Source organism: Mixta theicola, from assembly GCF_002895925.1.
Taxonomy (GTDB): Bacteria; Pseudomonadota; Gammaproteobacteria; order Enterobacterales; family Enterobacteriaceae; genus Mixta; species Mixta theicola.
Map to the genome: position 1 here is coordinate 1 of NZ_NWUO01000021.1, position 12,521 is coordinate 12,521.

11 protein-coding genes are annotated in these 12,521 nt (G+C 51.3%); 2 read left to right on the forward strand and 9 right to left on the reverse strand.

The genetic code is table 11. The annotated features are described in order from the left end of the window. A partial coding sequence (locus tag COO59_RS18905; protein WP_001642742.1) for an IS1 family transposase occupies window positions 1–227 on the forward strand: 227 nt, incomplete at its 5' end. Window positions 228–583: 356 nt separating this feature from the next. On the opposite strand, the gene COO59_RS18910 is transcribed toward COO59_RS18905, so the two are convergent. From COO59_RS18910 to COO59_RS18930, 5 genes are all read right to left on the reverse strand, one after another. After that, window positions 584–1,441, reverse strand: a complete 858-nt coding sequence (locus COO59_RS18910) for a helix-turn-helix domain-containing protein (protein ID WP_004181886.1) — start codon at window positions 1,439–1,441, stop codon at window positions 584–586. 31 nt (window positions 1,442–1,472) lie between these two features. Next, window positions 1,473–2,120 (reverse strand): TetR/AcrR family transcriptional regulator, encoded by a 648-nt coding sequence (locus COO59_RS18915; protein WP_004181884.1) that lies wholly within the window; start codon window positions 2,118–2,120, stop codon window positions 1,473–1,475. Window positions 2,121–2,132: 12 nt separating this feature from the next. Beyond that, window positions 2,133–2,978 carry a universal stress protein gene (locus COO59_RS18920; protein ID WP_004181882.1) on the reverse strand — a complete coding sequence of 282 codons (846 nt, stop codon included), beginning with the start codon at window positions 2,976–2,978 and terminating at the stop codon, window positions 2,133–2,135. 92 nt (window positions 2,979–3,070) lie between these two features. Beyond that, window positions 3,071–6,178, reverse strand: a complete 3,108-nt coding sequence (locus COO59_RS18925; RefSeq protein WP_004181881.1) for an efflux RND transporter permease subunit — start codon at window positions 6,176–6,178, stop codon at window positions 3,071–3,073. A gap of 9 nt (window positions 6,179–6,187) precedes the next feature. Continuing rightward, window positions 6,188–7,369 carry an efflux RND transporter periplasmic adaptor subunit gene (locus tag COO59_RS18930; protein ID WP_077258305.1) on the reverse strand — a complete coding sequence of 394 codons (1,182 nt, stop codon included), beginning with the start codon at window positions 7,367–7,369 and terminating at the stop codon, window positions 6,188–6,190. 331 nt (window positions 7,370–7,700) lie between these two features. Between COO59_RS18930 and COO59_RS18935 the strand changes: the two genes are divergently transcribed. After that, a complete protein-coding gene (locus tag COO59_RS18935; protein ID WP_004181878.1) occupies window positions 7,701–8,294 on the forward strand; it encodes a TetR/AcrR family transcriptional regulator in 594 nt (197 codons plus the stop codon). Between the two features lie 290 nt (window positions 8,295–8,584). On the opposite strand, the gene COO59_RS18940 is transcribed toward COO59_RS18935, so the two are convergent. The 4 genes from COO59_RS18940 to COO59_RS18955 are packed head-to-tail and all read right to left on the reverse strand — an operon-like array spanning window position 8,585 to window position 12,519. Next, complete coding sequence (locus tag COO59_RS18940) at window positions 8,585–9,358, reverse strand: TIGR03747 family integrating conjugative element membrane protein (protein ID WP_004181877.1); 774 nt, start codon at window positions 9,356–9,358, stop codon at window positions 8,585–8,587. Beyond that, window positions 9,351–11,450 (reverse strand): type IV conjugative transfer system coupling protein TraD, encoded by a 2,100-nt coding sequence (gene traD, locus COO59_RS18945; protein ID WP_004181875.1) that lies wholly within the window; start codon window positions 11,448–11,450, stop codon window positions 9,351–9,353. The genes COO59_RS18940 and traD overlap by 8 nt, the downstream gene beginning before the upstream one ends. Next, a complete protein-coding gene (locus COO59_RS18950) occupies window positions 11,447–12,016 on the reverse strand; it encodes a restriction endonuclease (protein ID WP_004181874.1) in 570 nt (189 codons plus the stop codon). The genes traD and COO59_RS18950 overlap by 4 nt, the downstream gene beginning before the upstream one ends. After that, on the reverse strand, window positions 12,013–12,519 hold the full coding sequence (locus tag COO59_RS18955; RefSeq protein ID WP_004181873.1) for an integrating conjugative element protein: 507 nt from the start codon (window positions 12,517–12,519) through the stop codon (window positions 12,013–12,015). The genes COO59_RS18950 and COO59_RS18955 overlap by 4 nt, the downstream gene beginning before the upstream one ends. Window positions 12,520–12,521: the final 2 nt, after the last annotated feature.

Below are 12,521 nucleotides of genomic sequence, written 5' to 3' on the forward strand. Positions count from 1 at the left end.
TTGACGTGGTGATATGGATGACGGATGGCTGGCCGCTGTATGAATCCCGCCTGAAGGGAAAGCTGCACGTAATCAGCAAGCGATATACGCAGCGAATTGAGCGGCATAACCTGAATCTGAGGCAGCATCTGGCAAGGCTGGGACGGAAGTCGCTGTCGTTCTCAAAATCGGTGGAGCTGCATGATAAAGTCATCGGGCATTATCTGAACATAAAACACTATCAATAAGTTGGGACCATTACCCGAATAGCAGGAATAAACACTCCCGGGTGAGAAGCGAAACAAAGCGAATCATGTCGAACTCCGTAAAATTGGTCTTCTTATTCAGTTTCTTTTTTCTGTTGTCTTTCATTTTTTGCATCATCAATATGTGATCAGTAATTTGTTCATTGAAATCATGCGGATATCAAATGCCAGTACGCATAGCGTATAAAAGTTCATATGAAAAATTAACACCCTACTTATTAAGCCTTCTTGCAATACGTCATTTACAATGCAACCAGTCGGTGATTGCCTTTGTTTTTTCGGGCCGGTTTTCATCCGCTGATATAAGCGAACCCGATAAATCACTGAACCTGATTCTCTTAATGAACAGCAGAGTCCGGAGAGCTATTCTTTGATGCGACCGGAATGTAGTAGCACCCTGAAAAATAACTATAACCATTAGAAGTTTTTATGCTTTTAATTTCCAGCAGGTCCGGGCCTTCACTCCGGACTTCTTCTCTTAACGGCAGTTCAAAATGATAGATTGTTGAAATCATGTGCCTGAATTCATCGTAACTCCCAAGCAGGTTAAATTTCAGGTAACTGCCTGCCATCCTGATACTTTCTAATTCGTCGGAATGAGTCGTGTCGCACAGTAACATATTAAGCCTGGCATCCCCGAATCTGCCTACAGGTTCGCAATGGACAACCGAGTAAATGGTTTCAGCCTGTTCGAGCATTGTCATTTCAAGATTAGACAAGCGGGTAATCTTATCGCTCATACATTCTATGCTATGAAAATCAACATCATTAGTGAAACTGTGGTGATGGCTGAGGCTGATATCCAGACTCACATAATCAGGTGGAGGCAGGGGATGCCTTACCATTGTCGAACTGGGGATGATCCCGGTAAAGTTCCACATACGGCTATCCCGGTAGACTCTGGGTGGCGTTCTGAAATGCCTTGAGAAGACCCGTGTAAATGCCTGCTGTGTGCCAAATCCCAGCGCTTCTGCAATCTCAATAATAGGCATGTTCGTTAACTTCAGTACCTGAGCCGCCCTGGCGAGTCTTCTGTTGCGAATATAGGTGGCTAATGGCATGCCAGTCTCTTCCCGGAACAGCCTCTGGATGTGCCATTTGCTGTATCCGGACTTACGATAGATCTTCTGTATCGTCAGGGAGCTTCCCAGATTTTGTTCAATCCAGTGTAATAATTCTAGCGTGAATTTTCTCACGATTTTCCTCTCAGAATAGCAAGGTGCAGGATTAGTCAGAGCTCTCATCTAAAACATAATTCTTATTGTTAATGACGAACTCCCCCAGAATGTGGTCAAGGATTTCAATAAACTCTGTTAATGGCTTCTGGGATTTCCCCGTGATAAAAAATTTTCTGACGGCACCATAAAAAGAGTAAAGAAGGATATTTGTTATGATTACGGACTTGTCTTCCCCATCTATTTCGCCTTTACTTATGGATAAGCACATCGCATCTTTTACTAACTTCTCAAAATCACACATGAATTTTGAGAGGCTTAGCTGCAATGGCTTGTAAGTTTCGGCCTCGTCACAGCGATAAATCATTAATTTCAGGTAGTGCTGCACCTGACTTTCCGTAGATAAATCATTAATGCAGCGCCTGAACATGGAAACAAGCGCGTTAAATATATGCTCATCGCCTGACGACAGCCCTTTCAGTTCGGCCATTAAAGGCCATCTGAAGCTCTGAGTGACGTGGTAAAGCAGCTCGTTTTTATCCCGGAAATGCCAGTAAATAGCTCCCCGGGTGCACTTTGCTTTTTTCGCCACCATATCGAAAGAACTCAGATAAACGCCGTGTTCGCAAAAGCATTCCTCCGCCGCTTTTATTATGCGTTCTTTTGTGATGGAAGCTTCTTCCTTGGTTTTTCTGACCAAGTTAACCTCCAGTCAGCGGGATATAAACAGGGGCAGCCGCACATCTTTAAGGAGGCTGTTAGTGGTACCGCCCAGGATCAGTTCGGACAGGCGTGGCCGGCTCCAGGCACCGATTACCAACAGGTCGGATGCGTGAGCGGTCGTGTGCTCTATAATGACGTCAGCAACCTCTCTTCTGTCGGACTCGACGTTGACGAGGTCGACTCTGACGCCATGGCGTGCAAGGTAAGCCGCCATGTCAGCGCCGGGGTCTTCACCGTGAAGGCCCTGACTGTGGTGTGCATCCACAATCAGTAGCTGAACCTCTTCCGCACTGATTAAAAGGCCAAGAGAGTCAGATACGGCCCGCCACGCCTGCCGGCTGCCGTTCCACGCAATGGTGACTCTTTTTCCGATCCCCTCTCCCAGCCAGCTATCAGGAACGACAATTATCGGCAGGCCGGAGTAGGAAATGAACGAGTTGATCGTCATTCCCTCCGGTAATCCACTCATGCTCGGATAATTAAAAATGACCAGATCGCTGTATAAAGCATGCTGAATTGCATTTTTATTATCTTCCGTCGACGGTATAACGCGAAGTTCAGCCTGCACGCCTAGCTTATCGGAAATATCCTGTATGCCATGATGCAGCTCCAGTAATTTACTGGCTGTTGCGAGCTGATGTTTTTTTATTACCTCAATGATGGCATCCCCTCTTGAAAAGGACTCTTCCGGGACGCCAGATTCATGGCGCATAGACGTCACGCCTATCAGATGAGAATTCTGTACACATGCTAATTCTCCTGATCTGGCGAGTACGCTCAATCCTTCAGGGGAAGCATCAAAAAATACGGTAATGTTTGAATAGTCTGACAGCATAAATACCTCATGATCTTTCGTTGCTATTTACTTTTACAGGAACTGTCCGGCCGGCAAGATGTGGATTTCCTGCCAGCCGGCTCAGATGGTCTTTATGTGTCAGTATTATTTTTACGCTTTTTAAGGCTATTCACTAAAACGTAAAAAAGAGGGATGAAGAATATGGCCAGGAACGTCGCCGTCACCATGCCGCCTACGACGCCCGTACCAATGGCATGTTTACTTCCTGAGCTTGCGCCGCTGGAAATTAACAGCGGTATGACCCCCATTGTAAATGCCAGAGACGTCATAATAATCGGACGCAGTCGGAGACGTGCTGCCTCAATGGCCGCCTGAGATAAGGTTCTCCCCTCTTTCTCGTACAGCTCCTTGGCAAATTCAACGATCAGAATTGCGTTTTTGGCGGAAAGTCCCACCGTCGTCAACAGGCCAATCTGGAAGAAAACATCGTTTTCCAGGCCGCGCATCATCGTGGCAACCACGGTACCAATAACCCCCAGCGGAATGACCAGTATTACCGAGAATGGTACGGACCAGCTTTCATAGAGCGCTGCAAGGCACAGGAAAACGGCGATGATTGACAGCGCATACAGGGCCGGAGCCTGTGAACCCGAGGATCTCTCCTCATAGGAGAGGCCCGTCCAGGAGAGCTTCATGCCGGATGGCAAATCTTTCGCAATGTCTTCCATTGCAGCCATGGCATCGCCTGAGCTGTAACCCGGTGAAGGCTGGCCCAGAAGCTCAACAGCAGGCACACCGTTGTAACGCTCCAGTTTAGGCGAACCTATTTCCCACTTTCCTGAAGCGAAGGAGGCAAATGAAACCATTTCACCGGATGAATTTCTCACGTACCACTGGCTGAAATCCTTCTCCGTGATCCTGGACTGAGGCTGACCCTGAATGTAGACGCGCTTGATACGTCCGCGATCCAGGAAGTTATTGACAAAAGAAGAGCCCCACGCGGCCGACATGGTTGTATTGATGTCATCCAGGTTGACACCGAGCGTGCTCGCTTTTTCATCATCAATTTCGATTTTGTACTGCGGCTCATCGTTTTTACCGTTAGCACGCACCATACTGAGTGCCGGATTTTTAGCGGCTTCTGAGAGGATTTTTTCCTTAGCCTTCATCAGCTCGGCATGGCTGTGTCCGCTGAAGTCCTGCAGGAAAACATCGAACCCCGTGGCGTTGCCAAGCTCCATGATCGCCGGCGGTGCAAACGCCAGGACCCTGGCTTCCTTTATTGTGCCGAAGTAGTCCATAGCCCGGCGCTGAAGATCAAATACGGTATCCTTGCGCTCATCCCAGGGCTTGAGCTGCACAAAGGCAAGCGCTGAGTTCTGGCCGCGCCCCGCAAAGCTGAACCCACTGACGGCGAATACCGCCTGAACGTTGTCTTTCTCCTGTTCGGCGAAATATTTCTGCACCTTATCCAGCACGGCATCGGTCTGATCCATAGTGGCGTTGGCAGGTAACTCTGCCTGAACAACCATCGTTCCCTGGTCCTCATCGGGTAAAAACGAGGTCGGCAGTCTGGGGAACAGCACTGCTAAAGCCACCACAATGAATAAAAACAGCATTAAATACCGGCGTTTGCCTGTAATTACCCGGGACACGCCATTTTCGTACCGGCGCGCATTTTTTTCGAACACGCGGTTGAACCAGCCAAAAAATCCGTTTTTATCATGATGATCCTTACCGACCGGCTTCAGCAGCGTTGCACAGAGTGCAGGCGTGAAGATCAGCGCGGTGAGTACGGATAGCGCCATTGCAGAAACGATAGTTAACGAGAACTGACGATAAATTACGCCCGTGGAACCGCCGAAAAACGCCATCGGTATAAATACGGCGGACAGCACCAACCCGATGCCTACTAACGCACCGGAGATCTGATCCATAGATTTACGGGTCGCTTCAACCGCCGAGATGTCCTCTTCAGATAAAATTCGCTCGACGTTTTCCACGACCACGATGGCGTCATCAACCAGCAGACCAATTGCCAGCACCAGACCAAACATGGTCAGTATGTTAATAGTGAAGCCGAAGGCTGACATGATGCCGAAGGTGCCCAGCAGAACGACGGGCACGGCCAGCGTTGGGATAAGCGTGGCGCGCCAGTTCTGCAGGAACAGGAACATGATCAGGAAAACCAGGACGATCGCTTCAACTAATGTATGCACGACGCCTTTAATAGACTCTTTTACCACCGGAGCGGTATCGTACGGATACACCACTTTAACGCCCGGCGGCAGCGTTTTAGCTAACTGATCCAGGGTTGAACGCACGGCGCTGACGGCGTCGATGGTGTTCGCGCCGGTGGCTAAACGCAGAGCAATACCTGCACTGGGGTGACCGTTCAGCTTGGCATTGAAGTCATAGTTATCCGACCCCAGCATGACGTTTCCGACGTCTTTTAATAAGACGCGTGAGCCATCCGGATTTACCTTGAGCAGTATGTCCTGGAACTGAGAGGCTCTGGTGAAGAGTGTTTTGCCGATTACCGTTGCGTTTAATCTTGAGGTATCTGCTGACGGCCGTCCGCCTAACTGACCGGAGGAGACCTGAACGTTTTGTGCCTGTATGGCGGCCATCACGTCACTGGGCATTAACTTGTAATTGTTTAACTTAATCGGGTCCAGCCAGACACGCATCGCGTTCTGAGCGCCCAGGACATAAAAATCGCCAACGCCTGACGTACGGCTGAGGGGATCCTGCAGCTGCGATACAATCAAATCGCCCAGTGCGTTGTTATCCAGTCGGCCATCTTCTGAAATCAGCGTGGCCACCAACATAAAGTTGATCTGGTACTTATAGACGCGAATGCCCAGCTGCTGGACGGTCTGAGGAAGCATTGGTGTGGCAAGCTGCAGTTTGTTCTGAACCTGAACCTGTGCGGTATTCGGGTCAACCCCCTGCTCAAAGGTCACAACAATATTTACGCTGCCGTCTGAATTGCTCTCAGAGCGAATGTATCGCAGGCCATCAAGGCCGTTCAGTTGCTGTTCAACGACCTGAGTCACCGTATCCTGAACGGTCTGCGCCGAGGCGCCCGGATAGGAAGCCGTAATGCCTATTGCCGGAGGTGCAACATCGGGATACTGATTAACGGGCAGCTTTAAAATTGCAAGCGCACCTGCGATCATGACGATGATGGCAATGACCCATGCAAATATAGGCCGATCTATAAAAAATCTGGACATGCTGCTCCCTTAAATATCCGTATTATCTTTGTGATCTGACGTCTTAGATAAACTGCCTTCGGATGAATTTTTTGCAGCCTGAACAGGCTTAACAATCATTCCAGGAGTCACATTCTGTAAACCATCGACAATGACCTGCTCGCCGGGCTTAAGTCCGGCACTGATTAACCAGTTCCCGTCAATGCTCTGATCCGTTGTAAGGTTCTTCTGTTCCACAACGTTGTCAGCATCCACCACTAACGCGACCGCTTTACCCTGAGTGTCCCGCGTCACCCCTCTCTGTGGCACAAGAATGGCGTTTTCACGGATCCCCTGCTGCAGCTGCGCGCGCACAAACATACCGGGCAGCAAAACGCCGTCAGGATTAGGGAAAACTGCCCGCAGGGTTACCGAACCGGTGCTTTCATTGACGCTGACTTCGGAGAACTGAAGAGTGCCGGTCTGTTTGTACTTTGTGCCGTTGTCAAATTCCAGGCTGATTTTTGCCCGGCCTTCGTCATCACTTTTGAGGCGACCGCTTTCCAGATCCTCACGTATCTGAACCAGGGCCGATGCCGGCTGTGAAATATCCACGTAGATCGGATCCAGCTGCTGCACCGTGGCTAATTCATTTGTCTGCCCGGCGGTGACGAGCGCTCCCTGGGTGACATTGGAACGCCCAATTCTTCCCGAAATCGGGGATTTAATTTCGGTGTAGTTAAGATTAATTCTGGCATTGTCGGCGTTGGCCTTTGCCTGCAGATACTGGGACTTCGCGTCATCCAGATTCTGCTGGCTGACGACATTTAAGGACGCGAGTTTGCTGTACCGTGAGAACAGTAACTTAGCCGATTCCAGACTTGCATCAGCACTGGCAAGCGTCGCTTTATAAGGCGCTGGGTCAATATGGTATAAGGTCTGGCCTTCTTTTACGTCCGTACCCTCGGTGAAATCCCTCTTTAATAAGATGCCCCCTACCTGCGGTCTGACTTCCGCTATCAGATAGGCGCTGGTGCGTCCGGGTAATTCCGTCAGCATGCGGACATTGCTGGGCTCGACTTTATACACGCCTACCACGGGTGGTTCTGCAGCAGGCGTGGAAGCCGGTGCGTCATCACACGCGCTGAGGAGGCTCGTAGCGCCGATCATTAACGCCAGGTTAATGAAGTTGCCCAGCTGTTTTCTTTTTTTAATATCATGAAAATAATACATTTTTTATCCCGAATTGTGATCTAGGTTGGTTGACCAATCTTTTATTAGCGTATGATTAAGCGCACGAACCTGCGGCATAGCGCGTTGTAGGTTGAACGACCGACCTAAAAATGTAAAGTTGTGATTCAAGTTTTTATTAATTGTGGAGCTCTTGACAGTTTTGCAAAAATCACGCCACACATTCAGAAAATGATGTTAGTCTTTACGGCGTGCCATATGATTTAAATGTATATTTATCAATCGCTTGCGTTGTTAAATGGTTGATTTTCTGGTCAGTGATGTTTACGTCCACCTTTCGCGAAGATAATTTTCAGGACAATAAGGTTCAGGTATGTCTGTTAAAAAAAATGGCGGTGATTCTGATATAGCAAAAAGACGCAAAGAGCAGGTTCTGGAGGCTGCTGTTGAGTGTTTTAAGCTTCAGGGATTCCACAAAACGAGCATGTCTCAGATCTCAGCCGCAGCAGGAATGAGCTCCGGTCATATCTATCATTACTTCGGCAGCAAAGAGGGGATCGTTGAGGCAATCGTCGCCAGAGATAGGAGTCAGATTGAAACCTATATTTCTAACGTGAAATCCTCGATGAAAACCAAAAACGCTGTTGAGGCGCTCGTTGATGCCACGCTTGCGGATGAGCAGCGCTTTTTAGACAGAGGAACCGCGGCGCTGAAAATGGAAATTTCAGCAGAGGTTTCACGCAATGCGTCTATAGCGCACTTGATCCAGGAATACGATAAAGACGTCTTTCAGGATTTCTATAATATTCTGGGCGGTGCCTCTGAAGACGTCATTTCAAAATGTGAAATCATCACCTCCTTACTGGAAGGGATGGCTGTGCGTTCGGTACGTAATCCCGCATTCGGAGAGGCTCTCGACAGGGATATGTTACGCAAAGTTATCACTTTCGTACTCAGCGAAACCTGAAAAGAGACTTGTCTTTATAAACGCAGGTTTCCGGGTGCTCTCAGGTTCCTGGCAGGAAGGTAGATCGCAAGGATTGACGGTTGTATTGGTTAAAATTGCATTTGTTTTTTCGGCTAATTGAGCATTTCACCGGCTGTTAATAGTGAAATTCGATCACTAAATAACATTTTTGGCATTAAACCGATGTCCGTATCTTACTTATCGCACAAGTTTACTGTGATCTTACCTTTATCTTATTTAGTAAGGAAATTTAGCAAAGCCTGCATTTTACAGGCTTTGGTATATGGCCATTAAAGATACTTTTTGAACGATGCAGTTGTAACCGTAATGGTAAGCCCCAGCATTAATGCTGCGGGTAGCAGTAGCAGGTTTGGATAGACCGCAGAAGGCCATGAGAGGTAGGCCATCACCGGCAGATAAACAGCTGGCTTGATCAATCTTTTCGCGCGGTGGTACAGAAAAGATGACTCATAACCGGCACCAAACCGGCGCAAATCACGTCGGCCAAGCCCTTCAACCACGGCAACGCATATAACCAGTACGAACAGCGGTACAGAAAGGGCAATGATGGTGACGCGGATCAGCGTCACGATAGAGACATATACCGTTGCCAGCATGTACTGCTGCAGATAATTCCCCATCCAGCGGCTGGCACCCTTAAGATTGCGCGATACCTCATTGCCGCTGTTCATCTCGGCCTGATATTTTTCCTGTATCCAGCCGATGATCCCACTGTCCACAAACGCCCACTGATAGGCATCCGTTATCCAGCGCGTCACCGTTGCAGCCGGCTCGGAAAGCAGCAGGCTGCGGGTAAAATCAGAAGACAGATAGCCAAACTCGGTATTCATCACCGCCTGGCTGTGCGCGGCACCCATTTCAGGCCAGAAGAACGCAATACCGACATATTCAATGACAAGGCTCACCATCAGTGAAGCCAGGATCACGCCAACGAGTTTCCACGGCCAGCCCCAGACCAGGTTATAGAGCAGGCCGTGCTCACGCGGTTGCGCGGGGTGCTGCTGCGGATATTGCTGCGGTGCGGTACGACGTGCCTCAGCCATTATTATCTCCCTTCACTGGCGCAGCTGCTGAACTGCGGCTGTCCCACCACCCTTCACTGCTGTGGTAATTCCGGCGCATCTCTTCTGCAAGACGCGCGATGTTCTCAGGCATATGCACGTCACCTGCATCGCCCGCCGGTAGCGGCATACGAATTTTCCAGAGCTGGCCGCCCTCAAGCAGCGCAAAAGCCTGACCTTTAGGCAGCGTGACAATGTCGGCAGGCTCAAGCAGTGGCACCTTAATGGTGCCCACGCGATCCTGGGTGCTGGAGGTAAAGTCGTGATTGACGGTGACGTCAGCTGAGTCCTGATGACCTGAGACCAGCGTTTTACTGTAGATCTCAACCTGCGGCAGCTGTGAGGTCAGCAGCTCTGCCGTCCGGTTCTCTCTCACGCGCAGCATGATCAGGTTGTTGAAGTTACCCTGAACCTGAGAGGTTTTGGCCGCACTCCCGATGCGGGCTTCAATATCAGATGAGGTCTGCGTATAGGCCGTCACCTGCATGCCCGCACCGCCGCCTTTATTGATGAGCGGGATAAACTCGTTGCCCATCAGTTCGTTGAATTCATCGCAGTGCAGGTTAATGGGGTCTTTTCCCTCTTTTGAACCCGGCAGGCCGCCGTTAATACCGTGCTTGTAGATGTGCCCGGCCACGCTCACCAGATCGGCAAACATGCTGTTACCTACGGCACTGGCAACCTCGCTGTCGCTGAGTGCATCAAGCCCCACGTAAACGATGCCTTTTTTACGGATAACCTGCTCCCAGTCAAAAATAGGGCGCGGATCTTCCATGTTCAGATAATCGGGAGACAGCAGCTCCGCTGTTTTACCGGTAGTCAGTTTTTCCAGCAGCGGCAGCAGTGACGCCACAATCTTGTCAAAGTAGGTACGGTCATAGCGTACGGCAGAGCGCAATCCGTCAAGTATCGGGTCATACAGCGCGTTTCCTGCGTCCGAACTCAGCGCCACTTCAACTGCCCAAATCCGGATAGCTTCAGGCTGCCCCTGCATGTTGCGCGGCACGTCATCATCACTGAACGCGTTGGCGTTGTTCTCGATCTGGCTGTTCAGTTCGGGCAGTTTCTCAGTAATGATTTTTTCGGCGTAACGCAGATACAGGTTGGCGATGTTGTTCACGTAGCGGGTAATAAGGGTGTAATCCGGGCGTTCACCTAAAGCAACCAACGCCCGGGCAACGATATTCACGAACCGCCAGGCAAACTCGCGAAACGCTGCGCTGTTACCTTCGCCGCTGAGCTGGCCGGCAACGCGCGTAGCGACTTCTGATACGCGCCCGAAGCGTCCTACGGCGTTATACCGCGCGGAAATATCAGGCCAGCCCAGGTGGAAAACGGTCAGCTCATCGCCCCGCCCCGCCCGGTTCGCTTCCGCCCAGACCCTTTTCAGCAGGTCCGCATCGCCTTTCGGATCAAATACGATGGTGACGTCTCCACGACGTATATCCTGAGTGATTAACAGCTCAGCGAGGCGCGTTTTGCCCACGCGGGTTGTCCCGTAGACAACCGTGTGGCCGACCCGCTCACGTAAATCGAGCGTGACGTCAGTTTCATCCGGCTCAATGCCGTGTACGGCCGGATTACCGCCAACCGGGGGAAGCGGGCGAACCGGATTGACTGGCGAATCTGCACTGAGCAGCTTGCCGATCGCCGGCAAACTGCTTTCTGTCGCTTCCTCTAACTGGCGGGCAAGCTGATACAGCTTCGACGGCTTAAGATAGTGGGCCACTTCCGGGCGCAGCGTATCGCGCAGGCGCTGAGTGTGTTTCTGGGTCCAGCGAAACCCACGGCCCAGAAAAAGCCGGCGTTTACTCACGGGGATCTGTTTTGACGTCATTACGTAGCGCGGTAAACGGCGAAGATTACGGCGGTAGCGAATGACCTGTATTCCCTGACGCGCGCGTATGGCAGAAAGCACGGCGAATCCGCCGGCGGTGACGTAGCTGACGGAGGGTGCCAGGGCGACTGCCCAGGGCGCTGTCACGCAGACGATGGCGGCAGTGCCCGCTGCGACCGCTGTATTCAGTTCAACAGCCGGGCGCAGAAGGGCTTCAATTACGTATTTATCACTCACAGAAAGAACTCCTTAAAGGGTTTACCTGCCAGCAGAGCCAGAAGGCGTTGTCCGCTGATAATCATCAGTTGCTGTGAACCGCTCCCGAAAGCCCTGCTTTTCTGGCCGGTCCTGCCGGTATGAATAAACAGACCGCGCTGCCCCATGCGCGTCAGCAGCGCGTCAAAATCCTGGACGTGCGCCGGCGCGATCGCCCGGCTGTAGCGCTTGGCCTGAATCAGCCAGCACTCGCCGTTTATGTGTACGCGTCCGTCCAGTCCGCCGTCCCCGCTGTACGACGCATTGCGCTGTACGGCATAGCCCTGACGCTCAAATGCCAGCAGCAGTAATTCCTCAAATACGTAGGGATTAATCTTGCGCAGATAGCTCATGCGCTGCCCGTCTCCGCTGAGCTGGCGAAGGCGGGTAAAGACGCGCTCTGCCGTTGCGCGATACCGGCGGTGCCGCCGCTCGCTGACCGACTGCCGGCGAAAATGCCAGAGCAGAAAGATAATCACGGCCAGCAGGACGGCCAGGAGGACCGGATTTGCCATCAACAGTACAGCGATGTAAGGAGCTGATATCACTGCCCTACCTCCTGAGACAGGCCGCTGTCTGTGATAAGTACGGGGTAATGCGTCAGCTGCAGGCGGCGGGCAAATTCAGATCCCGATGAGGGAGCCAGCTGAAGACCGGGCGCGAGACCGCGCAGGGATTCCAGCGATGCCATGCTTTCAACGTTCACAACGAGGCCGGCTGCATTTCTGGCCGAAAGCTGTTGTGCGTTCTGCTGCAGCCACTGCCGTGAATAGCTGTCATCACCCATGATAAACAGCGCGCCGATGCCCGGCAGCTGCAGCGCCCGGGGGGGCACCTTTCCGGGGGAAAGTTCTGGCGTAATAACGGGCAGCATGGCCGCTTCCCCCTGTTCAGGAGCTGCAGCAGGCGCAGGAGGCGTATCCTGGCGGTTTACGGCCTCGAAAACAGCCTGCGTGCTCTGTCCGCCCAGGTCTGCAATGACGTTGAGCTCCGCCAGCGCGGCAGGCGAAAAGGCGATAAATGCGGTAACGATGAGGTTTTTCAGATTCATGA